This window comes from Peredibacter sp. HCB2-198, from assembly GCF_045999315.1.
Classification (GTDB): Bacteria; Bdellovibrionota; Bacteriovoracia; order Bacteriovoracales; family Bacteriovoracaceae; genus Peredibacter.
The window spans coordinates 1,774,604-1,800,323 of sequence record NZ_CP174607.1 but is presented as its reverse complement, the minus strand read 5'-3'; the positions used below and the strand labels follow the sequence as shown (position 1 = coordinate 1,800,323).

General features: G+C 42.4%; 31 protein-coding genes. 19 read left to right on the top strand and 12 right to left on the bottom strand.

Annotated features, from left to right (window positions below; all coding sequences use genetic code 11):
- Window positions 1-6 precede the first annotated feature (6 nt).
- Window positions 7-1,686, bottom strand: a complete 1,680-nt coding sequence (locus ACJVC5_RS08950; RefSeq protein WP_408099031.1) for a hypothetical protein — start codon at window positions 1,684-1,686, stop codon at window positions 7-9.
- A 1-nt stretch (window position 1,687) separates the two neighbouring features.
- Window positions 1,688-3,157, bottom strand: coding sequence for a hypothetical protein (locus ACJVC5_RS08945; RefSeq protein ID WP_408099030.1), 1,470 nt, complete (start codon window positions 3,155-3,157; stop codon window positions 1,688-1,690).
- Between the two features lie 382 nt (window positions 3,158-3,539).
- Between ACJVC5_RS08945 and ACJVC5_RS08940 the strand changes: the two genes are divergently transcribed.
- On the top strand, window positions 3,540-3,731 hold the full coding sequence (locus ACJVC5_RS08940) for a hypothetical protein (protein WP_408099029.1): 192 nt from the start codon (window positions 3,540-3,542) through the stop codon (window positions 3,729-3,731).
- The gene (locus ACJVC5_RS08935; protein WP_408099028.1) at window positions 3,728-3,967 is read left to right on the top strand and encodes a hypothetical protein; all 240 of its coding nucleotides are present in this window, start codon (window positions 3,728-3,730) and stop codon (window positions 3,965-3,967) included. Before ACJVC5_RS08940 ends, ACJVC5_RS08935 begins: the two co-directional genes overlap by 4 nt.
- On the opposite strand, the gene ACJVC5_RS08930 is transcribed toward ACJVC5_RS08935, so the two are convergent.
- The gene (locus ACJVC5_RS08930) at window positions 3,964-4,683 is read right to left on the bottom strand and encodes a TSUP family transporter (RefSeq protein WP_408099027.1); all 720 of its coding nucleotides are present in this window, start codon (window positions 4,681-4,683) and stop codon (window positions 3,964-3,966) included. The two genes, ACJVC5_RS08935 and ACJVC5_RS08930, sit on opposite strands and share 4 nt — an antisense overlap.
- Window positions 4,684-4,788: 105 nt before the next feature.
- Between ACJVC5_RS08930 and glyA the strand changes: the two genes are divergently transcribed.
- The 5 genes from glyA to ACJVC5_RS08905 all read left to right on the top strand — a co-directional run bounded on the left by glyA (window position 4,789) and on the right by ACJVC5_RS08905 (window position 7,778).
- A complete protein-coding gene (gene glyA, locus ACJVC5_RS08925; RefSeq protein WP_408099026.1) occupies window positions 4,789-6,027 on the top strand; it encodes a serine hydroxymethyltransferase in 1,239 nt (412 codons plus the stop codon).
- An 11-nt stretch (window positions 6,028-6,038) separates the two neighbouring features.
- Window positions 6,039-6,296, top strand: coding sequence for a hypothetical protein (locus tag ACJVC5_RS08920; RefSeq protein WP_408099025.1), 258 nt, complete (start codon window positions 6,039-6,041; stop codon window positions 6,294-6,296).
- A gap of 178 nt (window positions 6,297-6,474) precedes the next feature.
- Window positions 6,475-6,975, top strand: coding sequence for a transcriptional regulator NrdR (gene nrdR, locus ACJVC5_RS08915; RefSeq protein WP_321397932.1), 501 nt, complete (start codon window positions 6,475-6,477; stop codon window positions 6,973-6,975).
- Complete coding sequence (gene nusB / locus ACJVC5_RS08910) at window positions 6,965-7,417, top strand: transcription antitermination factor NusB (protein ID WP_408099024.1); 453 nt, start codon at window positions 6,965-6,967, stop codon at window positions 7,415-7,417. Before nrdR ends, nusB begins: the two co-directional genes overlap by 11 nt.
- Complete coding sequence (locus tag ACJVC5_RS08905) at window positions 7,410-7,778, top strand: hypothetical protein (protein WP_408099023.1); 369 nt, start codon at window positions 7,410-7,412, stop codon at window positions 7,776-7,778. Before nusB ends, ACJVC5_RS08905 begins: the two co-directional genes overlap by 8 nt.
- Window positions 7,779-7,810: 32 nt before the next feature.
- On the opposite strand, the gene ACJVC5_RS08900 is transcribed toward ACJVC5_RS08905, so the two are convergent.
- From ACJVC5_RS08900 to ACJVC5_RS08880, 5 genes are all read right to left on the bottom strand, one after another.
- The gene (locus tag ACJVC5_RS08900) at window positions 7,811-8,644 is read right to left on the bottom strand and encodes a hypothetical protein (protein ID WP_408099022.1); all 834 of its coding nucleotides are present in this window, start codon (window positions 8,642-8,644) and stop codon (window positions 7,811-7,813) included.
- A gap of 184 nt (window positions 8,645-8,828) precedes the next feature.
- The gene (locus ACJVC5_RS08895; protein WP_408099021.1) at window positions 8,829-9,656 is read right to left on the bottom strand and encodes a hypothetical protein; all 828 of its coding nucleotides are present in this window, start codon (window positions 9,654-9,656) and stop codon (window positions 8,829-8,831) included.
- 165 nt (window positions 9,657-9,821) lie between these two features.
- Window positions 9,822-11,864: an alpha-ketoacid dehydrogenase subunit alpha/beta gene (locus ACJVC5_RS08890; RefSeq protein ID WP_408099020.1), complete on the bottom strand. Its 2,043-nt coding sequence runs from the start codon at window positions 11,862-11,864 to the stop codon at window positions 9,822-9,824.
- A 112-nt stretch (window positions 11,865-11,976) separates the two neighbouring features.
- A complete protein-coding gene (locus ACJVC5_RS08885; RefSeq protein WP_408099019.1) occupies window positions 11,977-12,912 on the bottom strand; it encodes a hypothetical protein in 936 nt (311 codons plus the stop codon).
- The gene (locus ACJVC5_RS08880) at window positions 12,909-13,220 is read right to left on the bottom strand and encodes a hypothetical protein (RefSeq protein WP_408099018.1); all 312 of its coding nucleotides are present in this window, start codon (window positions 13,218-13,220) and stop codon (window positions 12,909-12,911) included. The genes ACJVC5_RS08885 and ACJVC5_RS08880 overlap by 4 nt, the downstream gene beginning before the upstream one ends.
- Before the next feature lie 154 nt (window positions 13,221-13,374).
- Here ACJVC5_RS08880 and ACJVC5_RS08875 point away from each other — a divergent pair, with 154 nt between their 5' ends.
- From ACJVC5_RS08875 to ACJVC5_RS08850, 6 genes are all read left to right on the top strand, one after another.
- On the top strand, window positions 13,375-14,763 hold the full coding sequence (locus ACJVC5_RS08875; protein WP_408099017.1) for an aminotransferase class III-fold pyridoxal phosphate-dependent enzyme: 1,389 nt from the start codon (window positions 13,375-13,377) through the stop codon (window positions 14,761-14,763).
- 2 nt (window positions 14,764-14,765) lie between these two features.
- Entirely contained in the window at window positions 14,766-15,827 is a 1,062-nt protein-coding gene (locus ACJVC5_RS08870; RefSeq protein WP_408099016.1) for an arginine N-succinyltransferase, read from the top strand.
- A 32-nt stretch (window positions 15,828-15,859) separates the two neighbouring features.
- Entirely contained in the window at window positions 15,860-16,345 is a 486-nt protein-coding gene (locus tag ACJVC5_RS08865) for a YceI family protein (protein ID WP_408099015.1), read from the top strand.
- A gap of 40 nt (window positions 16,346-16,385) precedes the next feature.
- The gene (locus ACJVC5_RS08860) at window positions 16,386-16,814 is read left to right on the top strand and encodes a hypothetical protein (protein WP_408099014.1); all 429 of its coding nucleotides are present in this window, start codon (window positions 16,386-16,388) and stop codon (window positions 16,812-16,814) included.
- Entirely contained in the window at window positions 16,811-17,017 is a 207-nt protein-coding gene (locus ACJVC5_RS08855; protein WP_408099013.1) for a hypothetical protein, read from the top strand. The genes ACJVC5_RS08860 and ACJVC5_RS08855 overlap by 4 nt, the downstream gene beginning before the upstream one ends.
- A gap of 75 nt (window positions 17,018-17,092) precedes the next feature.
- The gene (locus ACJVC5_RS08850) at window positions 17,093-17,464 is read left to right on the top strand and encodes a response regulator (RefSeq protein WP_408099012.1); all 372 of its coding nucleotides are present in this window, start codon (window positions 17,093-17,095) and stop codon (window positions 17,462-17,464) included.
- Here ACJVC5_RS08850 and ACJVC5_RS08845 read toward each other — a convergent pair.
- Complete coding sequence (locus ACJVC5_RS08845) at window positions 17,458-18,264, bottom strand: DUF1338 domain-containing protein (protein WP_408099011.1); 807 nt, start codon at window positions 18,262-18,264, stop codon at window positions 17,458-17,460. The genes ACJVC5_RS08850 and ACJVC5_RS08845 overlap by 7 nt on opposite strands.
- Window positions 18,265-18,407: 143 nt before the next feature.
- On the opposite strand from ACJVC5_RS08845, the gene ACJVC5_RS08840 reads away from it, so the two are divergent.
- From ACJVC5_RS08840 to rarD, 3 genes are read left to right on the top strand one after another with little or no spacing between them, the layout of a single operon-like run.
- A complete protein-coding gene (locus ACJVC5_RS08840; RefSeq protein WP_408099010.1) occupies window positions 18,408-19,910 on the top strand; it encodes an aldehyde dehydrogenase family protein in 1,503 nt (500 codons plus the stop codon).
- Window positions 19,911-19,914: 4 nt separating this feature from the next.
- Complete coding sequence (locus tag ACJVC5_RS08835) at window positions 19,915-21,141, top strand: MFS transporter (RefSeq protein WP_408099009.1); 1,227 nt, start codon at window positions 19,915-19,917, stop codon at window positions 21,139-21,141.
- Window position 21,142: 1 nt separating this feature from the next.
- Window positions 21,143-22,045, top strand: a complete 903-nt coding sequence (gene rarD / locus ACJVC5_RS08830; RefSeq protein WP_408099008.1) for an EamA family transporter RarD — start codon at window positions 21,143-21,145, stop codon at window positions 22,043-22,045.
- On the opposite strand, the gene ACJVC5_RS08825 is transcribed toward rarD, so the two are convergent.
- Window positions 22,038-22,976, bottom strand: coding sequence for a hydrogen peroxide-inducible genes activator (locus ACJVC5_RS08825; RefSeq protein WP_408099007.1), 939 nt, complete (start codon window positions 22,974-22,976; stop codon window positions 22,038-22,040). The two genes, rarD and ACJVC5_RS08825, sit on opposite strands and share 8 nt — an antisense overlap.
- Window positions 22,977-23,013: 37 nt before the next feature.
- Between ACJVC5_RS08825 and ACJVC5_RS08820 the strand changes: the two genes are divergently transcribed.
- Window positions 23,014-23,463, top strand: a complete 450-nt coding sequence (locus ACJVC5_RS08820; protein ID WP_408099006.1) for a DMT family transporter — start codon at window positions 23,014-23,016, stop codon at window positions 23,461-23,463.
- Window positions 23,460-24,425 (top strand): ATP-binding cassette domain-containing protein, encoded by a 966-nt coding sequence (locus ACJVC5_RS08815; protein ID WP_408099005.1) that lies wholly within the window; start codon window positions 23,460-23,462, stop codon window positions 24,423-24,425. Before ACJVC5_RS08820 ends, ACJVC5_RS08815 begins: the two co-directional genes overlap by 4 nt.
- An 11-nt stretch (window positions 24,426-24,436) precedes the next feature.
- On the opposite strand, the gene ACJVC5_RS08810 is transcribed toward ACJVC5_RS08815, so the two are convergent.
- Both ACJVC5_RS08810 and ACJVC5_RS08805 read right to left on the bottom strand, forming a co-directional pair.
- Complete coding sequence (locus tag ACJVC5_RS08810; protein ID WP_408099004.1) at window positions 24,437-24,925, bottom strand: transposase; 489 nt, start codon at window positions 24,923-24,925, stop codon at window positions 24,437-24,439.
- Complete coding sequence (locus tag ACJVC5_RS08805) at window positions 24,885-25,040, bottom strand: hypothetical protein (protein WP_408099267.1); 156 nt, start codon at window positions 25,038-25,040, stop codon at window positions 24,885-24,887. Before ACJVC5_RS08805 ends, ACJVC5_RS08810 begins: the two co-directional genes overlap by 41 nt.
- 231 nt (window positions 25,041-25,271) lie before the next feature.
- Here ACJVC5_RS08805 and ACJVC5_RS08800 point away from each other — a divergent pair, with 231 nt between their 5' ends.
- Entirely contained in the window at window positions 25,272-25,664 is a 393-nt protein-coding gene (locus ACJVC5_RS08800) for a hypothetical protein (protein ID WP_408099003.1), read from the top strand.
- Window positions 25,665-25,720: the final 56 nt, after the last annotated feature.

Sequence of the window (25,720 nt, the reverse complement as noted above, 5' to 3'; positions counted from 1 at the left end):
TCCTGGTTACGCTACGTTCTTTAAAGACTTAATCGAAAGTTGGGCCTTCCCTTTGCTGTCTTTATAAACAAAGGACTGATCGTTTGGTGTTGGAGTTTGCACTTCTACTAGTGCTGACACTGTAGAAGCGGCATTACCAATGATCGCTTCACGACCATTAAGTTCATCAAGAGGACCCGCAAGTCCCCATGTCCCACGATTACCTACGTTTGTTTTCACATTACCAACCACAGTCAGATTATTCACCATTCCTGAAAGAAGAGTGAAATTTGATCCCTGCCAGCCGTGGTCCGCACCACTTCCATCTACACGAGGAATACGATTAAATTCAGAGGTCACAGTCATCACAGTACGATCAAAAAGATTCTGACCGTAACCGGTTTGAACAGATTTTAGTTGAGCGATCAATTCATACAAACAAGAAGAAACAGCACGGTAATAACGAGAGAAAAGAACTACTGCGGCGTAAGATCCGGTGAAGTGCACATCCATTCCGTGTCTACCACGAACACTCGTACGTGTGACCTTCGATGTCGGATTATAAGCTGACTGATAAAAAACATTATTAAAGTCACTGGCCACAACATTCACTGAAGAAGACAGACCTTGCGTGATCATAAATTCGGCCACGGCCATACTCTCCGCAAGCTCTACAATTGTTGTCTTGATATCAGTTAAAGTTCTAATGTCATCTCCGGTAAGATACTCACCCTCTGTTACTCTAAATGGTCCTGTCCCAAGAGCAGGTACGGCGATATTATCCACTCCCTGCAATGACAAACCACCTTGTGCTTCAAACGAGCGATTAATGAGACCTGTGTATTTTGTCACCAAAGAAGTATATGTTGCCTGCAAGTTCCCAAATGACTTCATCATCATCTTCTTGGCGTTGAAACGAGTGGCAAATGTACTTGGAAGGAATTTATTCTTATCGGCAGAGAGGGCCGACATTCTTTTAAGAGCGTTATCAATGGCCATTTCAACCTGACCATTGTTAATAGTTTTCATAGAGCCAATAGGTGAAAAAGGTGACAGAGCAACAGTTAGAGGATTGGTTCCCGCTAGCTCCACATAGGCCACACCTTTCTCGCCACGATAGTAACCACCACCACCTCCGCGTCCCACTGCTGGAATAGGAGTGGATGCGTGATCGGCCACGAGACCAGAAAGTGAAATACCTCCTGGAACCGGTGCTACCTGGCGTTCACGATCAATCGGATGGCTATCGATCTGGAGATCTAGTCCACGCATGATCATCATATTTTGTCCCAGCAAGGACATAGGTGCTACTCCGGCCGTTGTAGCGAGATTTCCGCTCCATACGTGAGGCATGTAATAGCTTCCTACCTTCGCAGTGGCATATTCAGCGCTAATGTTTCCATTAGAGTTTACAAACTTATTCACCACCATAGGATTGGCAACAATCGCATCATTTCCATTCGGTTGAATCGGAAGGTCCCAATAATAGCGAGGGGCCCCGCCAGCAAGAACAAGACTGATGTATTTAAAATCCTGGAAGGCGGGATTTTCACCGGCCGCATGAGCAGTACCTGCTTGGAGGAAATTCACCATCATGTTCGTAAGGAACATATCAAATGGTGTAGAGGCCACAACTCCGGTCCCAACCAAGATGTTCTTTAATAATGTCCTTCGATCAAGTTCAAATTTTTTCTTATCAGATGACATATTAGACTCCACGGTCCGGATGAATGAATGCTTCAGATTTAATAATATTTTTAATGAGTGTTCTAAGAGACTGGTGCTTTTTAAGATCCAATCCAAGATTAATCACTCGATCACGTTGAAACTTTTCCCCAGGTGAAAAGACAGGAGTATTGATGTTTCCGATGTCAGAGAGATCAACGTTAATTCCTGTAAGGTAGCGATAGTAGCGCTTGGCCGCACACACATAAAGATCATTTGTATCGGCAAGGTTTTCACCTAGATCCTGTAGACCCTCAACTTCTTTTTGAACTAAATCTCCGTTATAACTTCTGTAATAAAGTCTTCCAGCTGCAGGTCTGCGATGAAAATTTGCATCGGCCGCTTTAGTTGGAAATTCAGCATAGGCCAGATCAGGTTCACGATGGCCAATGAACTTAACACGATTAAATCCCCCCATACCTGTGTTGTTAGACCAGGCGGCCCGTGAATTTCGAATGGCACCGGCCAAAGGGTCCATCGACGAGTGGCAGGCCATACAAGAAATTCCGGTACGGAAAGCAATAGTTGATTCAGGATTTACTTCTTGGATGACGTCTTTAGAACGCAGGGAAGGAAGATTTCGGCAAAGTAAATCAGACATGACGTGCTTTCCCCAGCGACGGAAAAGATTTGTACCACCACTGGTGAACGCATCCTTACCTAGGTTTGCCAACAGGTAAGCTTGAGTACCAATAAGTCCTCCACCCAAGTGCTGATTAACGTTGGTGGAAGTAAATTTTAAGGTCCCAAAGCTTGGGTTAAAGTAAGCAGGATCAATAGGATTCTCTTCTCGGTCCATATCAAGACCAATCAGAATTCCTGTTTCTGGAAGAGATGGTAAAAACGGAACCACTCCCCCCTTTGCATCATCAGGAACAGTGATGTTAACACCGTTTGCATCTTTTACTGTTTTGAAAGTCCCTTGAAGAAGTTGCTGAAGGGCCACTCCAGCAATACTGCGAGCACGTCCGGATTTCTCACTATAACGTTTGGCGCGGATACTGAAATCGCGAGTTACTGTATCTGAAAATTTTTGATCAGGAGCAAAGAGAGAGTATAAGAAATGATAAGCGGCCTCATTGGAGTCGATCACATCACGAGTAAAGCGGTCATTCCCCCCGCCAATTGCCGTTGCAAAATCTGCAATTTCAAATTGAGATTTATGAAAGCGAAGAAATGAATTCAAGATTCTCATTCCCTCATAATCATAATTGCCACCAGTGTTTGCAATTTCACCGGAATTGTTCAGCTTGGCCTTATCAAAAAGATCCATACAAGCGTCAGTTCCAGACTTCATGCCTTTTGAAACCTGCACCCAAAGAGGATGATCAGTTTCAATTCTTTCGCGAACGAATAGGCCATAGCACTTATTCAAACGCTTTAGCTCTTCAGTTGTTCCTGCTTGAAGAGCACTTGAAAGGGTCATGAGAGTAAAAAATATTAGTATTTTCATAGTTCCCTTATCGTAAAGGGAGTCATTTTTTTGAGGAACTTTTTCGGTCAACCAAAAAGGAGTATCTTAGAAAAATTCAGTACTTTATAATGATTGCTCAATAGATAGTTTAGAAAATAAGTGCCGAGGAAATATGGCTGATTTAATGCAATCCCGAAGAAAATTAAAGAATTACCTACTGAATCCTAGGTTCCAACTAAAGCTCCTGAGCTATTTTGTAGGCCTATTTTTTCTCACTACAATCTCTCTTTACTCCATTAGTTTTCTGTTTTTTTGGCGATTAAAGCAGAAGGCATTAAACGTTGGAATCCCAAACGGGCATGTTTTCTTCAGATTTATTGATAATCAAAAAGCAGACTTAGATCTCCTTTTCATTGCTTTGGTGGTTTTTAACTTTCTTCTTCTTATTGGAACGGGTTTTATGGTGTCTCACCGAATCGCCGGGCCGCTTTATAAGCTAAAAAAGCACTTAGGTGAGATGAATCGTGATTCTCAAAACTTCAAGCTAAGAGAAAAAGACTTCTTTAAAGAACTTGAACCTCTAGTGGACAGTCTTAAGGAGAAGATGAAATGAAATTGGCCGCAATCATGGGATTGCTGTTACTGGCATCATGCTCACAAAAGACACCTGAGGAGCTTGGGCCAGATGATGACTATGTTCTGATTGAATTTGCTTCTAAGTTAGAAGAAGACTATCACCGCATTCATAATATTCCCTACGACGCTTCTTCAGAGAGACAAATTGAACCAGGAGCAGAAGCACCTGCTGAATCTACGACCCATGAACCGATGGATCCACACCACCCTTAAAGATTAATTCCTAATAAAACAGCATTCGCAAGAATGAAGCCGTTAAGTAATCGCTGGTAGTTTGTCTCAGAGGTAAAAGCGAAAACTCTCTTACCGATTGAATACCGAATGAATAAAGAGATGGCCGGGCCAATGAGATATTTCATTTCAAAGGTCTCGCCTTTGAAGAAGATCAGAACGATTAATTGCAGACTCGCCATAAAAGCGTAATCAAAACTAACTCCTGCCAACACCTTCGTCTTATCTTTATACAGACTCGACACCATCGGTGTGAGAATTGATCCGCCCATGTTTGAAAGACCGTGAATCAGTCCCATCGCACCCAATGCTATTGGTAAATGGTTCTTCATCAGGGTCTGCAATGACTCACGAAATGATGAGTTAGTGCGAATGATGAAGGCCACCACCAACATGATCGTAACAAAGAGTTTAATTTCCCATTTAACATCTAAGTGTGTTGCAGCTAGCATTCCCACAAATAACAGTGGAAGACAGATAAGAAAGAAAAGTTTGCGATAACCGCCATTGAGCTTTTCTTTATGGAGATCTTTTACCTGACTCCAGCTTAATGCGGCAGATGCGGGTAAGAGATACATAAGCGCTTCCGTATATTCGTAACCCATCAGAAGCATAATCGGTGTACCGAATAACAACAGGCCCACTCCAAAGAGTGATTGAACCACGGCCAGAATGAGAATCAGTACGTAAACGTCCATAATGCAGCGCAAAATATCATAAAAAGGCCTTTTCACGTAAGCCCCTAGGGAAGTTCTTACAATTCCGGGTAAGTCCCTATAAAATTGGGAAAATAAGGAGATACCATGTCTAAACGTCTCATCGAAGTGGACCCTGAGGTCGCTCAATTTATCCAAAAAGAACAAAATCGCCAGGAAATGGGTCTGGAACTAATCGCATCTGAAAACTACTGTTCGCAAGCAGTGATGGAGGCCCAAGGGTCTTGCCTCACGAACAAATATGCTGAAGGTTACCCTGGCAAACGTTATTACAACGGTTGCGAATTCGTAGATGGAATTGAAACGCTGGCGATTGAACGCTTGAAGAAAATCTTCAACGCAAAACATGCCAACGTTCAACCCCACTCTGGTTCACAAGCAAACATGGCCGTTTATATGGCCTGCTTAAATCCAGGCGAGGCCTTCTTAGGAATGGATCTTGCTCAAGGTGGTCACTTAACTCACGGTTCACCGGTTAACTTTTCTGGGAAACTTTTCAAGGCCATGCACTATGGTTTGAATGCTCAGGAAACAATCGACTACAACCAACTTGAAGATATCGCTAAACGTGAAAAGCCTCGCATGATCATTGCTGGTGCTTCGGCCTATCCGCGAATCATTGATTTCGAAAAATTCGGTGCGATCGCAAAATCAGTTGGTGCTATTCTAATGGTAGACATGGCCCACATCGCAGGACTTGTGGCCGCTGGTCTTCACCCATCTCCGATGGATCATGCTGACGTTGTGACTTCTACCACTCACAAAACCCTTCGTGGCCCTCGCGGTGGCTTGATTCTTACTAACAACGATGATCTCGCGAAAAAATTTAACTCGCTTATTTTCCCTGGTATTCAGGGCGGTCCACTTGAGCACGTCATTGCTGGTAAAGCAGTTGCTTTCAAAGAGGCCCTTGATCCAAGTTTCAAAACTTATCAAGAACAAGTGGTGAAGAACTCTAAGGTTCTCGCTAAGACTCTAATGGATAACGGAATTGAACTAGTTTCTGGTGGAACAGATAACCATCTTGTTCTTCTGAAAACAGATTCAGTGAACATGTCTGGTAAAGAAGCGGGAGAGATCCTTGAGCGCGTAGACATCACTTGTAACAAGAACATGGTTCCAAATGATAAGCGTTCTCCTTTTGTGACTTCTGGTATCCGTCTTGGAACTCCAGCGGTAACAACACGTGGGTTCAAAGAAGCTGAAACAAAATTCATGGCGGAACTTATTGTGAAAGCACTTAAGAATCCGACTGACGAAAAAATTCAGAAGGAAGTGAAACTTAGTGTTCATGACCTTTGTACAAAATTTCCAGTTTATAAATAAGGAAGGACCAGATGAAATACGTTTTAATTGTTGCCCTCGCCTTTGCTGTTTCTTGTACGACGAAAAAGAAAGAAGAACCAAAAGTAGAATCTGCAGGTGAAAGCGACGCCGCTCAAGTGAGCCCGTATACTGTTCAGCCTTGCTACTGCATGAAAATCTTCAAACCAGTTTGTGCCAATGGTACCAACTACGGCAACTCTTGCGAGGCCGAATGTCATGGCCACAAGACTTGGACCGAAGGCTCTTGTGGAGCTCCTAAAAAGAAATAATCTACTCTGTGACGCAAGTTTACTACGCCGGCGTAGTGAATTTGCGTCATTTCACACTCAAGCCTTAGAAATCACTGGCCGTTCCCTGCTCCCAGAATCAGCTATTTAGCTTCTCAACTTGTTCCATTCATGGTAGAAAAAGCCGAACAAACCACTAGATATAGTTTAGGTCTGCATTATGAAATGTCCCTATTGTTCGGCCCCTGACACGAAGGTGCTAGATTCCAGAAACCTGGATGAAGGTTCGACTATCCGTCGTCGCAGAAAATGCGAGGCCTGTCAGAAGCGTTTCACCACTTTTGAAACAGTTGAACTCTCCATGCCTATGGTGATTAAACGTGACGGACGTCGCGAGCCATATAAGCGTGAGAAAATTTTAACTGGTATTGAGAAGGCCTGTGAAAAACGCCCTATCTCTGCCATTCAAATTGAAAGAATCATTCAAAATATCGAGAAAGCAGTATTAGATATTTCTGATAAAGAAGTTAATACTAAGGACGTTGGTAACTTAGTGATGATGTATCTTCGTCACCTTGATCCAGTGGCCTATATTCGTTTTGCAGCGGTTTACCGTAAGTTCCAAGACGTAGAAGAATTCGTGAACGAACTTAAGCACGACGAGAACAACCAGTTTAAAATTAATCCAGCTTCTAATAAGGATGAAAACCGTGAGTACTAAGCGTGAGGCACGTGAGTTTTGCCTACAATTTCTTTATCATTTCCAACTTCCAGCGTTCCAGGATCAAAAGAAAGAACTTGATTCAACTGAGATCTTTTCTCGTATGCAGGAGTTCAGACAAACTCTATCAATCGTTCTAGACAGCGAGGCACAGGCCTATGTTGCGACATTGGTGAGTGGCATTCTTAAGACCCACAAAGAGATCGAAGAGATTCTTGTGAAGTACCTTAAGAACTGGAAGCTTTCTCGTATCTCTAAAATCGAACACACCATCTTCATGATGGCGATTTATGAACTTAAGTATCACCCAGAAGTTCCAGGCAAAGTTGTGATCAACGAGGCCATTGAACTTGGTAAAAAATATTCTACAAAAGAATCAGCCGGATTCCTTAACGGAATCCTGGACAACGTTTTCAAGCAAGAGCTGAACCGCAATGAGTGAAATTCGAAAGGAAGTCACACCACTCACGACAGGAATCATCTGGCTCACTAAAGAAGAAGTGACTCCCCAGAATTCTTACTATGAGGACGTGGACTATCTTTTGGACGGCCTTCTTACGGCCAATCTTCGTGCCGCTAATGGCGTTTCAAGCCGCGTGATTGTAGGAAAGAACTTCGGTCGCTCGCTTTATGTCATGATCGTTAAAGAGCTTAAAGCAACGGAGCTGGAGAGCTACCTCTCTCTCTTTAAAAACGATCTCACGACTGAAAATGACGTTCTGGTGATTGATGAAACAGAAGGTTTTGAGAATCTTCGAAAACAAGTCGGCAAACTAAGCTCACATCTAAGAATCATTCAATAAAAAAGGCCCCGTCATCACGGGGCCTTCTTATTTTAAAGAGAAATGACTTTCGCGGTTTTGAAATCATAATCACGCATCGTGCGCTCAAAGATGTTCCCCTCTTTATCAACCACGAAGAGCTTACCGCTCTGATCAATAAAGTAGTTACTACCAAGCTTCAAGATGCTGCTGACTCTTAGACTAAGCGGGAGCGCAGGCATTCTTAGAATCCCCTGCTCTGATACGGTGAAAAGGTAGCCAGAAGAATCAACGAAGTAATTACCACCTCGTTTTGTAAGGATGCCCACTCGGACATCGTCTTGTGGAGTCACCACACCGTTTGTGGCCACAGTGAAAACCACTCCGCGGTTATTCATCACATAGGTCCCACCAAAAGCGATAATGTCTTTTACTTTTAAGCTTGGAGCATCTGCCTTTGCCACTTTTCCTGTTCCATCTACCACGTAGAGGTCAAGAGTTTGTGCCTCTGTATCGGCCACAGTGAAGTAGTTTCCACCAAAGTTTGCGGCCTTTTTAAAAAGTTCATTTTCGGTCAACTTCACGTAACCTTTTTTATCAATGGCATAAAGAGCACCTTCTTCTGAAAGGAAATAATTAATCCCCTTGCCTTTGATCTTTTCCGGAATCATTTCGTATTTACGAAAGAACAGACCGTTCTCGTCGATCGTAGCGAGGATTGTTCCTTCTTCTACGAAGTATTGGCCTCCCTTCAGAGTTACTTTTTGAGGGAAAGCATAGTGGCCAAAATCATAAGCATATCCGGAACTATCAGTGGTGATCGTGATCCCGTTATCCATGATGATATATGATTGAGAAAATGCATTGAGGGAAAGAGTCGCGAGAGCTGCTAGCATCAATTTTTTCATTCGTCCGTCTCCTTGAGTTGAAAAAAGCAGGGCGACTATACTCAAGTATCCTGTGCTTTACTATGGAGTGGCTTTAAATTTGCCCGAGAGGAATAAGCTCTTGAATGGCCCTGTGTTTCCTTAAGGTGACGGAATGTGCTGGATGGTTGTGCCAAAAAAAAGGGCCCGTATGGGCCCCTTCGATTTAGAAAGAAAGTACTTTTGTGTTGAGTAAATCGTGATCAATAGTGCGCTCGTACAATGCGCCAGTTTTATCAACAACGAAGATGCGACCTTGGTTGTCGATCATATAGTTCGATCCTAATTTTGCAATTTGAGAAACTTTGATGTTCGCAGGAAGAACTGGAAGCACTAAGAAACCTTCTTCAGAAACTGTATAAAGGAAATTGTTAGCATCAATAAAGAAGTTACCGCCGGTTCTCTTGATCGCCTTCACTTTAACTTCTGGTTTTGCGTAAACGAATCCGTCTTTTGTCACAGTATAAGTCATACCTGTTCTTGTCTGAAAATAAGTTCCACCGAAGACAACGATATCGGCAGGATTAAGACCTTCAACGTTTAACTTAAAATAGTTACCAGTAGAGCTCACAGTATAAAGATCTACACCTGGCTTTTTGTCTTCTGGCTTCACCGTAAAATAGTTTCCACCAAATGACTTGGCCTTCTTAAATGCCTTGTCTTCAAGAACGTAGAAGAAACCTTTTGAGTCAATAGTTACCAGGTCATTGTCATCATTGATGAAGTAGTTCTGACCTTTGGCCTTGTACTTTTTAATCTTTTCACTTTTTGTATAGAAGAAACCATGTTCATCTACAGTTGAAAGCCTCTCTTCCGCGATCAGAAAGTTACCGCCATTGGCGAGAACTTTATAAGGAAGAATGAAGTTACCGAAGTCGTAGATGAAACCTGATTTGTCTGTCGTTAGAGTTACACCGTTGTTAAGCACGAGATAAGACTGAGAGAAGGCATTGAAAGAAAGGAGCATCGCTCCCGCTAGAAGGAAATTTTTCATATAAAGGTCTCCTTATAGGTAATTGAAAATTGGCCGGATATTACTGACCAGAGATCCAAGTGCCTAGAATGAGTGCACTTTTTATACTGTATTTATTACCCGCTTTTACCGTTTTAAAAGCGTTTTTGGATAAAAAAAGGGCCCCTTAAGGGGCCCTCAGGTTTTTTAGTAATTTAGAAGTTCGCGAGCCGCCACCAGAATCTTATTCATATCTGGAAGGATAGCACGCTCAAGAATACGGTTGAAACCAACTGGAGTGAAAGTCGAACCTACACGGCGTACAGGAGCATCAAGGTGCTCGAACGCGTGTTCGTTGATTTGACCAACAAGCTCACCACCGAAACCACCGAACACTTTATCTTCGTGAACAACAAGAGCTCTGTGAGTCTTCTTGATTGTTGCAACGATAGCATCAAGATCAAGTGGATTAAGTGAACGAAGATCTAGAACTTCAACTTCGAAGCCTTCTTTTGCAAGAAGTTCAGCGGCCTCTAGTGAGAAGTGAACAGTGTTACCGTAAGTAATGATTGAAAGATCACGACCTTCGCGACGAACACGAGCTTTACCGAAAGGAACTTCGAAGTCCTCAGGGATTGGAGTCATAGCATGTTTAGCGTTATAAAGAGCTTTTGGCTCTAGATACACAGTACATCCTTGAGAACGCATTGCTGTTCTTAGTAGACCAGCGGCATCGTCAGCGAAAGCTGGAACAACTACTCGAACACCAGGGAACGTACAAAGAGTACCTTCGATGTTTTGTGAGTGATAAAGACCACCACCGATATAACCACCAGAAGCAAGACGGATTGTTACGTTTGGTGAGAAAGCACCGTTACTTCTCCAGTGATCGTGAGACATTTCTACGAATTGCTCCATTGCCGGCCAGAAGTAATCTGCGAACTCAGCACCTTCAACAACTACGCGGATTTTGTCTTGATCGAAACGAGACATACCGTTCGCTGTACCAAGGATATAGTCTTCAGCGATTGGACCGTTGAATACACGGCCCTTACCGAATTCTTGTTGCATACCTTTTGTAACGTTAAAGATACCACCCTTCTCTTTGTTGGCCACGTCTTGACCCCAGATGAATGTATTAGGGTTGTGACGGAATTCAGCTTTAAGAGTGCCGTTGATCGCATCAATGAATTTCTTAGGCTCTGAAGTTTCATTGTGAGTACCATCAACGTACTTCTGTGGCTCATAAGCAGGAGGAAGAACGTGATCGTAGATTGATTCAGGAGTTGGATTTGGTGCTTTAACTGCTTTAGCGTGAGCTTCAAGAAGCTCCGCCTTTGCCTTCTCTTCAATCTTCGCGATTTCTTTATCAGTGAAGATCTTCGCTTTAAGAAGATCGTTCTTGAATTTTGCTAGAGGATCTTGAGCTTTTGCATCTGCACGCTCTTTCTCGTCACGGTACCACTCGTGGTTATCCGAGTTAGAGTGGTTTCCGATACGAACGCACATAGCATGAACAATTACTGGCTCAGAGTTCTTAAGGGCGTGCTCACGAGCTGCAATCATTGTGTTCATAGAATCAAATACATCTTTACCATCGCATTTTACGATTTGAAGATTTTTGAAACCTGTGAAGTTGTCACATACGAATTCGTTGGCAGTCTGATCTGCCTTAGGAACCGAAATACCGTAACCGTTGTCCTGGAATACGAATACTACTGGAAGTTTTTCGTTTGAAGCACCGTTGATCGCTTCATAACAGTAACCTTCAGAAACTGAAGACTCACCTTGAGAAGAAATCGCAACACCTTTGTGCTTATAAAATTTCATGGCACGGCCAACACCTACAGCATGTAGAGTGTGGTTACCAGTACAAGAAGAAACGTTATGGATGTTCCACTCAGGCTTAGCAAAGTGGTTAGACATATGACGGCCACCAGAAGCTAAATCTGTGGCTTTTGAAATACCGTTAAGAAGAATTTCTTCTGTTGTTAGACCGGCAGACAATGCTGTTAGCATGTCACGATAGTAAGGGAACATATGATCTGTCTTACGATCGAAAACCTGACCGATCGCAAGTTGGATGGCATCGTGGCCCGCATATGGCGCGTGATATGACCAACCAAGTGCTTGCTTAAGATAGTTAGGAGCACGCTCATCAATCATGCGTCCAAGAATCATTAGGTGTAGCCACTTCTCGAGTGTTTTTTTGTCTGTTTTTTTAATGTCATGTTGTTTGGCAACTTTCATACGAGCTCCATCTGTCACGTGAACAAATAATTAAAAATTAAAGTAAAAGGATACCTATCATACCCCAATATCAACGGCAATAAAATGGTCTTTTTGATGCAGGGCAAATGGCTTAGAAGCCAAGAAAAGCAACACCCCACTCACGGAACGTATTTTCTCGCGTGATTTTCACTCCAGGGCGATATTCCGTAGGGTCGTTGGTAGGAAATGGAATTTCTTGAGGTTCATCAACATCTGGCTCTTTTTTATGAGGGACTAGAACATAGAGGCTTCTGATGAAAGTGGTTCGTTCGAGATCTATTTCAACCGGAATAGCGGCGTCTAGTTCACGATTATACTGTGGATAAACACAATAGTAGGGATAATCAGGAATTTTTACTCTCCAGTGCTCTTCAAAATCTTGAAGCGACAGGTCCGAATGTTTAAGTTCTTTTAAATCTTTTACCATCCAGGCAATGGCATCTTCACGAGTTGAGCACATGCCATGATCAAATTGCATTTTCTCTTTTGGAAGACGAACGTCATAGAAAAGATAATCGTAATTCACATCATCCACTTCGAACTTATCTTTCTCAAAAATTCTTCCTCTCCACTCGTTTTTGTTAAGTAAGGGCGTTTGAGCAAGGAAGTGTTGCTTGGTAACGAATTTAAAGCTGAATTTCGTCGAAGGAAGAACGGTCTCAACATAGACGTTAGGTTTGGCCGCAAAGACCTGTCCTTGCCCTGAATAATAATTCGACTGAATTCCTGGATAAGACCATGCTCCCGGATAAAACATGTTAGGGTAATAAAGATTTCCCTGAATGGCCCACCATGGAGTTTGATTCTGTAGCGTCACCGGAAAATTTTGTAGCAAGCTCATTTGAAAAGGCTGGGCATTGATGGGCAAACAATATAGTTGTGATTGAGTTGTTACCATTCTTGGTACACAAGTCATACCGTTTGATTGAGTCCATACACGAATAAGATTTGGTCCACAGTCGATGACAGCACTGCTAAAAGCGCTTAAAGATGTAAACATCAAGAGAAGAATTATGAATGCTTTCATTTCTTCACCAATTGTATGTTTTCGATCTGCTGCCCTTTGACATGAACTCGTTTCATATACTCGCAACCACTCTCATCAGATGCCCTGACTTGATAGTCACCAGGTTTTACATAAAAACGATAAGTTCCCCCCTGAGGAACTTCTGTATGCATGAGCAGTAATCGCTCTTTATAATTCTCTTTATCAAGTGATAACCACACCATGGCCTTCTTTGAGCAACCAGAAGGAATAGTCACCTTTCCCTCAATGGTTGAGTCACTGGCATGGGCCCCAAGAGTAAATATCAGAAGAAAAAGAGCAAATTTCATCACTTGTTTATCGGTCAAAGAAGAGAAAGATTTGAATGGTATATACTGGACAATATGAGTCAATTAAGTTCTCCACCTTATTCCTTGATTAACTTCAAGTCTCTGTCATAAACTGCCGAAAACTCATTATATTTTTCTCATTCTGGAGTTACAAATGGCCAAGACAATTGCCGATGGTTTCTTTCATGATCCTCGTTTAGAAAAAGCAAAACAACTTATTAAAGAAGCACTGACTGAACATCAGAAGTCTATCACTGGTGTAAAAGCTGCGAACCCTGAACTTAAAGAATCATACGATGCACTTTTAAAGAAAGTTGCTGAGTATCGTGGTGGCGCACTTTTTTACAACTACCTTGGTTCTGGTATTGGTAACGGTCCTCTAGTTGAACTAGGCGACGGTTCTGTGAAGTACGATTTCATTACAGGGATTGGCGTTCACTCGATGGGCCACTCTCACCCGGGTGTGATTGAAGCTCAATTAAATGGTGCTCTTTCAAACACAGTGATGAATGGTCACCTTCAGCAGAACGTTGATACAGCGAAACTTCTTGAGCTCTTCTCGAAACAAGCTTGTAAATACGGCGCTGGCGTTAAAAACGTTTTCCTTACCACTTCAGGTGCTATGGCAAACGAAAACGCTTTCAAAATGATTTTCCAAAAGCGTAACCCTGCTTCTCGTTTCTTCGCATTCGAGAAATGTTTCGCCGGTCGTACTCTAGGTATGGCATGGGTAACAGATAAGGGTGCTTACCGTGTAGGTCTTCCAAAGACTGTTGATGTGGATTACATCCCTTTCTACGATGCTAACAATCACCAGGCCTCAATTGATAACGCTGTAAAAGCGATGAAAAAATACATCACTCGTTATCCTGGTCACCACGCTGGTTTCATCATGGAGCTTATCCAAGGTGAGAACGGTTCATGGGTAGGTCACACTGAGTTCTTCGAAGCTCTGATCGCTGTATGTAAAGAAAACAACATCTCTGTTATGGTGGACGAAGTTCAAACTTTCGGCCGCACATCAGAGCTGTTCGCGTTCCAATATTTCAAACTTGATAAGCACGTTGATGTTGTATCAGTTGGTAAGAACTCTCAAGTTTGTGCCACTCTTTATAATGATGAGCACAAGCCAAAGCCAGGTCTAATGTCTCAGACCTTCACAGGTTCTGCTTCTCAGATCGCCGCTGCTTACTATGTGATCAATGAAATGGTGAACAGTGGTCTTCTTGGTGAAAACGGTAAGAACAATCGTCTTCATAACCACTTCAAGAAAAACCTTGAAAAGATCTCTCAGAAATATCCTGAGAAACTTCAAGGCCCATATGGTGTTGGTGTGATGGTTGGTATGACTCTCTTTAAAGGAGACGAGCCAAAGTCTAAGGCCTTCACGATGAAACTTTTTGAAAACGGTGTGCTTTCGTTCCTTGCCGGTGGTCACCCTACTGCACGTGTGCGTTTCCTTATGCCAGCTCTTGTGACTGAGGAAAAACATATCGATGAAGTTTGTGCCATCATCGAAAAAACACTTTTAGAGATCGAATAAGCATGTTCATCATCCGTCCGATCGAACAGAAAGACCTGGATGGCCTGATGGAACTCCTGGAGAAATCCGGGCATGGCCTTACGTCTCTACCAAAGGACCCTGAGGTCCTTAAAAAAAGAATCCGGATGTCTGAGCGAAGCTTTCTGCATCGTGAAGACGGTCCTGGTGGTGAAGATTACCTCTTCGTTATGGAAGAGCTTTTTACAGGCAGACTAGTAGGCGTTTGTGCCATCATTTCTAAGATCGGTGGTTTCGAGCCTTACTATTTCTACCGAATGGAAAAGACCCATCACGAGTCCAAATCTATTCACGTAAAAAATGATGTGACTTCACTTCATTTCCACTTTATTCACAACGGTCCGGCGGAGATATGTTCACTCTATCTCCACCCGGATTTCCGTAATTCGCAAAACGGTCGTTTCCTTTCTCTATCACGCTTCCTTTTCATCGCAGAAAACCGCAAGTTTTTCGAAGATCAAGTGATTGCGGAAATGCGTGGTATGGTGAATGACTCTGGTCACTCGCCTTTTTGGGACGCAGTTGGAAAAAACTTCTTTAAAATTGATTTCCCAACGGCCGATTACCTTTATGTGAAGAACAAACGCTTTATTGAAGAGCTAATGCCGAAGTATCCAATCATTACAAATCTTCTTCCAGAAGACGCTCAGTTTGTGGTTGGCAAAGTTCACCCGAATACAGAGCCGGCAAAACGCATTCTTGAGCAAGAAGGATTCCGCTTCTCAGGTTTGGTGGGGATCTTTGAACCTGGTCCGGTTCTTATCGCTGAAGTGGATAATATCCGCGCGATTAAAGAAAGCACCATTGGAGAAATAGCAGAAGTTTCCGATAAGAACTTTAAGTCTGAGATCTTCATCATCTCTCGTACGAGCGGTAATTTCCGTTCGGCCCTTGGTGGTGTGGTGAAACTTAAGTCTGGTGGTTACAAAGTCTCAGGTGTAACGGCCGCGGCGCTCAAGCTTCGTGTGGGAGATAAAATCCGTTTTGTTTCTTTCAAACCAAAAGCTCAGCCGGCAAAGAAGAAGGCTTCGTCAAAAAAGAAATAACTTTTTTATCAACATATTCTCAGAGGTCATGCATGAAATTGTTCGTAGCTCTTTGTTTCGCTCTTATTTCTTCTATCGCTCTTGCAGAAAGTAAAGTCACTCTTTTCGTAACTCTTAGCCCTGCCGGTTCATTTCAGGCAGTAAGCCGTAAAGTGAAAGGAGATCTTGTTAAAAAAGGTGATAACTTCACAGCAGATAAAATTTCAGTTTCGATTGAATCTTTCAAAACGGGAATTGATCTTCGTGACGAACATACTTGGAAACATCTCAACTCTACCAAACATCCGAAGGCGACCCTTACTGATCTTAAGGCCGCAGGCGGAAAGGCCACGGCAATGTTAGAGGTCAACGGTGTCAAGAAGCCAGTAGATATCACTTATAAAACTGCCAATAACGAAGTTCAGGCAAAATTTACGGTCAAGGCCTCTGCCTTTAATCTTAAAAAGGCCGAATACCTTGGTGTTGGTGTTGAAGACACAATCAACGTAGAAACGACTCTCCCTTACATTGAAAAGTAATTGAAGCCGAGTTGATTGGAGTAGAGAGTTAGGAGTTTTTATGGAAGTTAAAGAAAGATCATGGACCAACATTCTCATTGATCGTCCATTCCAGTTAAAACTAATGGGATACTTTGTTGCCGTTTTTGTCGTCACAACGTTCTCACTCTACTCCACAACTTATTTGTTCTTTTGGAACTTACGAAACAAAGGCCTCAATGTTGGGATTCCAGAAGACCACATTTTCTACGAATTTCTTTTAAATCAAAAGCATGATTTAGACATGCTTTTCATTGGACTTGCCGTCTTTAATTTTATTCTTCTCCTGGCAGTTGGATTTATCATTTCACACCGAATTGCTGGGCCTATCTATAAACTCAAGCAACATTTGAAAGATCCCAAACTCAAGAATGAACCTCTACAATTCCGTCAGAATGATTTCTTCAAAGAACTAGGCCCAATGCTCAATGACTACAAAGATAAAAAATGACAAAAATATTTTTGATTTTCATTCCAGCATTTCTCTTTTCATCTTGTAAGGCAAGTAAACAAGAAGATCCTACAAACGATTATGTTCTCATTGAATTTGCTTCACGATTAGAAGAGGTCTACGAAAAACTCGAACCAGAAAAATATAAACAAAAACAGAAGCAGAAAGAAAAGAAACAGAGCACTTCGGTTCAATCATTCTAAAGAACACCTTAAAATACGCTCCAAGGCCTAAAAGAAATCGTAAATTTCGAGTATACTATCGAAGTGGTGAATTCTATGAAAGGCAATCTACTATTAATTGACGATGAAGCTGAACTTTCAGAGAGCATGAAAGAATTGCTGGAAGATGAAGCGAAAGAAATTTTCACTGCCAACAATGGGGCCGAGGCCCTAATGATTCTTGAGAAGCAGAAAATTGATTGCGTTGTATCAGATATTAAGATGCCAGTTATGGACGGTCTAAAATTTATGAAGATCGCCCGTGAACGTGGTTTTAGTCAACCTATCATCTTCTTCACGGGCCATGGAACCGAGCAACTCAAAAGAGAAGTTCGGGCACTTGGCGCCAACGACTTACTCATGAAACCCAACTTTATGTCCTTGGAAGATTCCATTCGTAAGCACATGTCAGCGCACTTAAATCACTGACCTCTGCTTGTTGATTCAAAAATCTTGTCGGCCGAGGCCGCAACGAATCCCTGGTAAAGCTTTCCATCTTTCATCGGATAGCGTTTCGCGAATTCATAATAACAAGCTGGGATGGTAAGTTTACCATCATCAAAAGTTACTTCGATATTGTTGGCAAGAGTAGATGACTGCTCTAGACACACGTCCTTAGAACCCTTCACTTCTCCACCACTCGCATTTAACTTAAAGCCCTGTGCTTTCAAATAGTCATTAAGAACAAGAATGTCTGAATACTTCTTCAATTCGTTGATAAAAACAGTAAAGTGATTTGGTCTGTAACCGAAGGCCGAAACCCAGGCCGCATAATCACTTTCTTTCATAAGGTCTTGATAAATCTTAGTTGTCACTTTCCAAGGACGACCGGTCGATACGAAGTCGTAAGCATTTTCAGCGCCTGCTGGAATTTGATCAACCAGGGCATTTACAGTTTTTCTTAGCTCTGGAGAGAATTCTTCTAATTTAAGTTCTGAAATAAAGATCTTAGGAAGCGTGTGATCCGGGTGCTCATAGTGTTTTGCATAGAGCTTCTTTTCCGGGAAATGATAATCACCGCTATATTTATAGCCGGCCTCAATAAAAGGCCTCGCCATTACATCAACCCCTACTCTTGGATGGTTGAAAGTTCTAAGTGCAATATGATCATTCAGGATCTTCTCACCCTCTCCTATCAGTAAGTCACTGATCTTCTTCGCTAATGGGTTAATGGCGATATAGTCGTGCCACATTTTGTCCAACAAGGCCGGTAGAGTTTTTACTGTCATATTAGTTCTCCTGAATGGCACCATCGTACCAGATTTATAGCTTACTCGGAACCCCCGAGATAATTTAACTCTCCGTATTATTAGTGCCATATTTGAGGGAAAAGAGTATGATTGGGATCATCATTTAAGAGAAGGATTTCCCTATGCAAATGACTCTCAAAGGCGACTACTTTAATGGTCGTTTTCATCAATCTTCTAACGCTCAAGAAAAGATCTTAAAACGTTCTCCCGCTGACCTCACCCAAGTTTTGTGGGAAGCAGGTGTTTATTACGATCATATCGAACCGGTCATTGAATCGGCCCAGAAAGGTTTTGCGACCTGGAGAAAAACATCTTTCGAAGAAAGAATCACTTATCTGAAAAAATATCAAGAGGCCGTTCGCGCTCGTAAAGATGAAATCTCCATGGCGCTTGCTCTTGAAGTGGGTAAGCCACTTTGGGAGGCAAAGACCGAAGCTGCTGCTCTTGATAGCAAAGTGACAGTAACGATCACTGACTCACTTGAGCGCATTAAGCGTGAAACCATTAAAGAAGTGATGCCAAAAATTGATGGGCACACGGTCTATAAACCGCTTGGTCCTTGTTTTGTGATTGGACCTTTTAACTTCCCTTGCCACTTGGCAAACGGACAGATTCTCGCCGCTCTACTAGCGGGTAACTCAGTTATCTTCAAGCCGTCTGAGAAAACAATTTATTCAGCACAACTGATGATGGAATGTTTCCACGCTGCTGGTTTCCCGGAAGGCGTGATTAACTTCATCAATGGTACTGGTCATACGGCCGGTAAACTTACTGGAGATCAACGCATCAGAGGTGTGTTCTTCACGGGTTCAAAGGGTGTTGGTCAAAGAATTGTAGAGAACACTTATAAAGATCTTTCTAAGCTTGTGGCATTAGAGCTGGGTGGTAAGAACTCAACTATCATTCACCACGATACAAACATCTCTCACGCGCTTCCAGAACTTCTAAGAGCTTGTTTCCTGACTTCTGGTCAACGTTGTACTTCAACTTCAATGATCCTTGTGCATAAGAAGATTGAGCAAGAATTCATCTCTCAGTTCAAAGCTGTGACAGAAAGAATTCGTGTAGGACACCCTACTTCTCAGCCAGATCCTTTCATGGGACCTCTGATTGATGAGCATGCGGAAAAACTTTATTTTGATTTCTGTAACTTCGGAAAACAAGAAGGTGCTGAAGAGATCGTGTCTCCTCGTAAACTCGATGTTGGTTTCCAGGGTTATTATGTGTCTCCTTCGATTCATTATGCGAAGAAGCCAAACCTTGAAGGCAAGTTCATTCAGGAAGAGATCTTTGGACCAAACTGTTTCTTCGTTCCTTACGAGGACATTGAAGAGGCCATTCATATCGCCAACTGCACTCAATACGGTCTAGCTGCTTCGGTTTATACTCGTAGTGCTGACATCTATAATCTGTGCTTACGTGACATTGATGCTGGTCTTATCAACCTGAATCGTTCAACCGTAGGTGCAACTGCCAGACTTCCATTTGGTGGCGTTAAAAATTCCGGTAACCATCATCCTGCAGCAGTTTCTATGATTGATCACTGTGTGAGCACAGTCGCTTCTCTGGAAACATTGGATGATACAAGCTCTAAACTTTCTGAAGTTGTAGGCTTAAAAGACTAAAAAGATGAACGTTCCCGCTACTGACGATTTGGCCGTTCTCCGTAAGGAGAGGTTCATTGTTATTATCCTCGCGGCCATTCAAGTGGCGCATATTTTAGACTTCGTGATCATGATGCCTTTGGGTCCACAATTCATGCGAGTCTTCAATATTTCTCCGGTTGAATTTTCGACACTGGTTTCGGCCTATACCTTTAGTGCGGGAATCGTTGGATTCTTTGGGGCACTTTATGCGGATCACTTTGATCGTAAGAAGTTTTTGCTCTTTAACTTCTCAGGTTTCATTATCGGTACTTTCATGTGCGCCATCTCACCAAACTTTGGTGCACTCCTGGCCGCAAGAATCATTGCTGGAGCTTTCGGTGGCGTTTTGAATGCCAGTGTTCTCTCTTTAGTTTCTGATTTAATTCCCTATCAGCGCCGTGGGGCCGCAATGGGTGTGGTGATGTCGGCCTTCTCCATCAGTAGTATTCTGGGGGTTCCGACAGGACTCTTCATTGCTAATGCTTTTGACTGGCACGGGGCCTTCTACTTTATTTGTATCGTGGGACTCATTTTCTGGATTGCGGCCTACTTCGTTCTTCCTTCAGTGAAAATTAAAACCGAACCACGAAGTTTTAAATCTAATCTGATGAACTTCAAATCCATCTTGATCCAAAAAGACTACATCCAGGCCTTTACTCTTACGAGTACTCTGGGGTTCGGTATCTTTATGATCGTTCCATTTATCTCAACTTATATTGTGAGAAACGTGGGAATGCCGGAAGACAAACTTCCTCTCATTTATCTTGTTGGTGGAATTGGTACGATTATTACTGCCAGAATTGTAGGAAAACTCTGCGATAAGATCGGAAGTTATGCGGTCTTTCGTGTAACTGCAGTGATTTCTATTGTTCCTATCCTGTTACTCACAAATCTTCCTGCAGCTCCACTTTGGATAGCTTTGATTGTCACTTCATTGTTCACCATGTTTGGGTCTGCACGCTTTATACCGGCCATGACACTTGTATCTGCAGTGGTAAAACCTGAAGAGCGCGGGACTTTTATGAGTCTTGAGAACGCTTCAAGACAACTCTCATCGGGTCTGGCCTCTCAAGGTGCGGGTTTGATTTTGGGTTCTACGGCAGCGGGCGCACTCACTCATTACAATGTAGTGGGACTGGTTGGTGTGGTGACTTCGATCGTTGCTATTTTTATCGCTTTAAGGATCAAGAATAAATTTAACCTGAGATAATATGAAAATTTCCAAGGCCCATCTCGCTGCCATGCTCGCCTTTTCCATGTGGGGAACTTTCCCGCTTTATTGGAAAATCTTTCATGATGTCTCAGCTTGGGATCTTTTCGGTCATCGTCTTCTATGGTCTTTCGTCACTTTGATGATCATTATGGTTTTCACTAAGAAGACCGGAGGCCTTAAAGAAATCTGGCAGCAAAAACGCACACGCAATATGCTGATGATGTCAGCAATCCTCATATCGTCCAACTGGCTTCTTTATATTTATGCCGTGAATATCGGAAAAGTTCTGGAAGCAAGCATGGGCTATTTCTTGAATCCACTCATTAACGTGTTTATGGGTTGGCTCATTCTTAAAGAAAAGCTTCGCCCTACCCAGTGGCCGGCCATTGTGCTCGCACTGGTCTCCATAGTAATGATGGCCCTTCAAACTGATCTCGAGCATTTCCCTTGGATTGCCATTGCTCTTTCTTTGACCTTTGCTCTCTACGGATTACTTCGTAAGTTTACGCATGTGGGGTCCATGGAAGGGTTAACTTTTGAGACTTGTTTCATGATCCTGCCGGTTCTGGCCTTCTGGCATTTTGAACCAACATCACCACTGACTATTTTTGAGGTTCTTCCTTCTTGGAAAATTGGAACTCTTTTTCTTTCGGGCCTTGTGACTTGTATCCCATTGGTCCTTTTCGCTTACAGTGCTCGTCGTTTACAACTTCAGACTTTGGGATTTATCCAATACCTTTCACCAAGTTTAAAGTTCCTGTGCGGGTTACTTGTTCTTCACGAACCTTTAAGTCCAGACAAGCTCAATGCGTTCCTTCTCATCTGGGTCGCTCTCGCTTGGTACACAACTGAATCGTATTATTTTATGCAGAAGAATAAGAAGGTGGCGGCCGTTAGTTAATGGCCACCACTTCTGCTTTAGAGCTGGATTTCTTAAGTTCTTTAGGAATGGTCTGAAGAATGGTTTTTACTAAGGCCTTCTCAATTGATTTTTTCATCGAAAGCGGACCCGTCACAAAACTAATATCTCGAACTGGAACATGGTTTTTAAAGTCTTTAAGAAGCTTTTGATCGGCCGTACTCATATTCACACTTGATAGGTAAGGCAGAACCGTAAAACCGTGTGAAGACTTCACCATGTTGATGAGCGTTTCTAAACTGCCGGCCTCAAAGAACAGATGTCTTCCCTCACCAACATTTTTGTATTGGCAAAGATGAAGGGCCTGAGCGCGAAGACAGTGTCCTTCTTTAAGAAGCCACGCCTCTTTAATATCCAGATCTTTCTCATCCACCGTCTTCTTTTTGAGAAGCTGATGATCAGGAGAAAGAAAAATCTTAAATGGTTCGTAAAAAAGATGCTCTTCAGTCAGTTCTTTTGTTTCTAATGGAGTCGCCAGGATCGCACCGTCGATTTTGCCTTCTTTAAGGTAACGGATAATTTCGTCCGTTTGATATTCAAAAATTTTAAGTTCAACCTGAGGGTACTCTTCAACAAATTTTCTCACGAATAGTGGAAGTACATAGGGAGCGAGAGTTGGAATCACCGCCAGAATAAACTCTCCCGCCACTTCTCCGCGAAGTGACTTTGAAAGTTCTTCTAGCTCATGAGCACCCTGCATGACTTTGCGGGCGTATTCCAGGACTTTTTTCCCCATGGGAGTTGGTTCAACGGGAGTTTTACTACGATCAAAGATTATAATCTGAAGATAGTCCTCTAACTTTTGGATCTGCATACTCAAAGTCGGCTGAGTCACAAAACACTCTTTCGCGGCCTGAGCAAAGTTACGGTTTCTATCAACAGCAATGATGTAATTTAATTGAGTTAATGTCATACTTTAATTGAACCATATATTCATGCTGAGGTCGAATATGATCTTCGTTTTAATTCTATCGGCCGTCTTTATAGGGTCTTTAATGCCCATTCAGGCGGGAATCAATGCTGAGTTTACAAGATTTCTTAAGCATCCTTATCTTGTTCCGATTATTTCTTTAATCATAGGAACTATTGGATTGAGTTTTTTGCTGCTTCTCCAGGGCGTCACAATGACAGATCTAAGACGTGTCACTGAAGCACCACCGTATTTATTTTTAGGTGGTATTTTGAGTGCGATCTTCGTTACTGCGGCCATGTTTTTTATTCCCAAACTCGGAGCAACGACCATGATTGCTTCCTATGTGACAGGACAATTAGTTATGTCTGTAATTATTGATCATTACGGACTTATGAATCTTACTCCTCAGCCGATCAATATGACTCGCATTTTAGGCGTCATTCTGCTTTTCGCAGGGCTCATTTTAGTGGTAAAGAAAGGCACATGATCAGAGTAAATAATCTTTCGAAACAATTTGATTCACGCGGTATCGCAGGCCTTCACGCCCTTAACTTCACCCTTAATAAGGGAATTGTTATGGGAATCATGGGACCTAACGGAAGTGGTAAGACCACACTTCTTAAGATTTTGTCGGGCCAACTAAATTCCGATCAAGGGAATTTTGAAACTGATGGTTCAGTGTCTTTGTTTCCGACTCATGAAATTCTGACTGATATGAATGTTCAAAAGTTTCTTATCAGTAAAATTACTTTGGACATTGATGATGAAAAGAAGATCCAATTGGCCCGCGATCTTGCGGACACTTTTGAATTCACCTTCCAGCTTCGTCAGAACTTGTTTCAACTTTCAAGCGGACAAAAACAAAAAATTTTACTCGCGGCCGAACTCATTAATCGCCCTGCTCTTCTTTTAATGGATGAACCATTTACTCATTTGGATCCATTTACACGTCGAGATATATTAAATGGTCTTTTCCAATTTATCCGTCAGCAAGGAATTACGGTCCTTTGGGTGACTCATGAATTAGAAGAGGCCCTGAAGTATTCCGATATCGTGGGACTTATGAACTTTGGTCGTCTAGAGCAACTAGGTACTCCACTTTCTCTTTTAAGGACTCCAAGAAACTTATTTGTTGCCCAATTCATGGGTTATCAGAATTTTATTCCGGTGAAGTTCGAGCAAGGTGCTTCGGAAACTCCTTGGGGCAAATGGAACATGTCTCTTCCAAATGCCACTGAAGGCATCATGGTCATTCCGGACAGTGCTTGGAAACTCGGTGAAGGTCTAGACGCTCAAATTGAAGAGAGCTACGGCACTCGACAGGGAATTGAACACAAACTTCGTTTAGATGGTCGTCTGATTATTCTTAAAACCATGCCAACTGCGGAAGTTCAACAGAAGGTTAAGATCATGCCTATCTGGGACGAGTGTTTTCTCATCCCACTTTGAGAGTGGAATCTCTAACAAATGAGTTGGAGATTCAAACTCTTTTTGGCCAACCAGCTCCGAGGGTCATCCAAGAAATTTAACTCTGGAATCCCTCGTAAAACCACCGTCATCCTCATTTCTTTTGCCAGCTCTTTTAAATTCTTGATCACTCCTAAGCTTGAATAGGTCGAGACATATGCCGTTTTCAAACCGGTGTGTTTTTGATGATTAAAAAGCACATAATGAATGGCATTCCTAGTTTCTCTCAGGGTCTTCAGTACATGCAAATGGTATCTTTCGAATTGAATTCTCCCCTTATTTATCCCTTTGGCAAAAGTGATGGTGAAGGATCTCATGCCCTTGGTGAGAATCTGATTGGAAGTGGCCTCGATGATGAGGTGGACATGATTGGATTCGAGTGAAAAATGAAGGATTCTAATCCCTTGAGACCTGGCATTCTTAATCGCCTTTTTCAAAATCTTAAGACACTCCTTGTTTCTTATGGAGAGGAGTTTTCCCATTCACTTTTTCCCAGGTCCTATGAGCGACACCTCTGGAATGAATTCTTTTGCGGCCAGATCCCGGACGTCTTCCGCCTCGAGTGCCTTTATAGATGTTGAGTTTTAACTGAGTCATATTGCCTCTCCTCATTTGGAAAGGGCATATGTCACACATTTCCAGGGATCTTGAGGAGGTTTAAGAGCGTGAGAATGGGAGGAGTTTCAGAAAAGAACTTTCAAGGACTTCAACAAATGTGATGGAGACCCTTAGGTCTGTCTAAACTCTGATCAGTCTTATAAATTTTTTCAAAGCACATTAGAAAAGAAATAACTTCTGATAATCTCCATGAAAATTTGGAGGACGTTTATGAAGAAGACACTAACACTAGTTTCTGCATTATTTGCGATCAATTCTTTTGCATCAGACTCTCATTTAAAATGTGAAGTCATTTCATATGATAAGTTATCAGGTCTATCGACCACTCATGAATTGGTAGGACAAAGATTAAGCGGATGTCGAGACAATACAGGAAAGCCTCTTCTATGCTCGAACGCCTCTCTTTCAAGCAATATTGATGGATCAAACATTTATGTGATTACCACTTCAGACTCTAAGGCCTTTCGAGTGAATTTTTCAACTGATGGCGTCGGTATTGAGTCAGAAGTTCCTTATACTTTGAACCTTGCAAAGGGTGATCTTGAAGGCAAATTTATTGTCAGCAACCAAGCTAGAGAATTTACTGTCACTTGCTCGAACTAATTTCAATTAATCTCAGGGCCCATTTAAAAAAGGGGCCCTGTCTAAGTTTTAGACAC

Coding starts and splice junctions, on each gene's coding strand:
- ACJVC5_RS08950 (WP_408099031.1), bottom strand. CDS start 1,686: ATGTCATCTGATAAGAAAAAATTTGAACTTGATCGAAGGACATTATTA.
- ACJVC5_RS08945 (WP_408099030.1), bottom strand. CDS start 3,157: ATGAAAATACTAATATTTTTTACTCTCATGACCCTTTCAAGTGCTCTT.
- ACJVC5_RS08935 (WP_408099028.1), top strand. CDS start 3,728: ATGAAATTGGCCGCAATCATGGGATTGCTGTTACTGGCATCATGCTCA.
- ACJVC5_RS08930 (WP_408099027.1), bottom strand. CDS start 4,683: ATGGACGTTTACGTACTGATTCTCATTCTGGCCGTGGTTCAATCACTC.
- glyA (WP_408099026.1), top strand. CDS start 4,789: ATGTCTAAACGTCTCATCGAAGTGGACCCTGAGGTCGCTCAATTTATC.
- ACJVC5_RS08920 (WP_408099025.1), top strand. CDS start 6,039: ATGAAATACGTTTTAATTGTTGCCCTCGCCTTTGCTGTTTCTTGTACG.
- nrdR (WP_321397932.1), top strand. CDS start 6,475: ATGAAATGTCCCTATTGTTCGGCCCCTGACACGAAGGTGCTAGATTCC.
- ACJVC5_RS08905 (WP_408099023.1), top strand. CDS start 7,410: ATGAGTGAAATTCGAAAGGAAGTCACACCACTCACGACAGGAATCATC.
- ACJVC5_RS08900 (WP_408099022.1), bottom strand. CDS start 8,644: ATGAAAAAATTGATGCTAGCAGCTCTCGCGACTCTTTCCCTCAATGCA.
- ACJVC5_RS08895 (WP_408099021.1), bottom strand. CDS start 9,656: ATGAAAAATTTCCTTCTAGCGGGAGCGATGCTCCTTTCTTTCAATGCC.
- ACJVC5_RS08890 (WP_408099020.1), bottom strand. CDS start 11,864: ATGAAAGTTGCCAAACAACATGACATTAAAAAAACAGACAAAAAAACA.
- ACJVC5_RS08885 (WP_408099019.1), bottom strand. CDS start 12,912: ATGAAAGCATTCATAATTCTTCTCTTGATGTTTACATCTTTAAGCGCT.
- ACJVC5_RS08880 (WP_408099018.1), bottom strand. CDS start 13,220: ATGAAATTTGCTCTTTTTCTTCTGATATTTACTCTTGGGGCCCATGCC.
- ACJVC5_RS08875 (WP_408099017.1), top strand. CDS start 13,375: ATGGCCAAGACAATTGCCGATGGTTTCTTTCATGATCCTCGTTTAGAA.
- ACJVC5_RS08870 (WP_408099016.1), top strand. CDS start 14,766: ATGTTCATCATCCGTCCGATCGAACAGAAAGACCTGGATGGCCTGATG.
- ACJVC5_RS08865 (WP_408099015.1), top strand. CDS start 15,860: ATGAAATTGTTCGTAGCTCTTTGTTTCGCTCTTATTTCTTCTATCGCT.
- ACJVC5_RS08860 (WP_408099014.1), top strand. CDS start 16,386: ATGGAAGTTAAAGAAAGATCATGGACCAACATTCTCATTGATCGTCCA.
- ACJVC5_RS08855 (WP_408099013.1), top strand. CDS start 16,811: ATGACAAAAATATTTTTGATTTTCATTCCAGCATTTCTCTTTTCATCT.
- ACJVC5_RS08850 (WP_408099012.1), top strand. CDS start 17,093: ATGAAAGGCAATCTACTATTAATTGACGATGAAGCTGAACTTTCAGAG.
- ACJVC5_RS08845 (WP_408099011.1), bottom strand. CDS start 18,264: ATGACAGTAAAAACTCTACCGGCCTTGTTGGACAAAATGTGGCACGAC.
- ACJVC5_RS08840 (WP_408099010.1), top strand. CDS start 18,408: ATGCAAATGACTCTCAAAGGCGACTACTTTAATGGTCGTTTTCATCAA.
- ACJVC5_RS08835 (WP_408099009.1), top strand. CDS start 19,915: ATGAACGTTCCCGCTACTGACGATTTGGCCGTTCTCCGTAAGGAGAGG.
- rarD (WP_408099008.1), top strand. CDS start 21,143: ATGAAAATTTCCAAGGCCCATCTCGCTGCCATGCTCGCCTTTTCCATG.
- ACJVC5_RS08825 (WP_408099007.1), bottom strand. CDS start 22,976: ATGACATTAACTCAATTAAATTACATCATTGCTGTTGATAGAAACCGT.
- ACJVC5_RS08820 (WP_408099006.1), top strand. CDS start 23,014: ATGATCTTCGTTTTAATTCTATCGGCCGTCTTTATAGGGTCTTTAATG.
- ACJVC5_RS08815 (WP_408099005.1), top strand. CDS start 23,460: ATGATCAGAGTAAATAATCTTTCGAAACAATTTGATTCACGCGGTATC.
- ACJVC5_RS08810 (WP_408099004.1), bottom strand. CDS start 24,925: ATGGGAAAACTCCTCTCCATAAGAAACAAGGAGTGTCTTAAGATTTTG.
- ACJVC5_RS08805 (WP_408099267.1), bottom strand. CDS start 25,040: ATGACTCAGTTAAAACTCAACATCTATAAAGGCACTCGAGGCGGAAGA.
- ACJVC5_RS08800 (WP_408099003.1), top strand. CDS start 25,272: ATGAAGAAGACACTAACACTAGTTTCTGCATTATTTGCGATCAATTCT.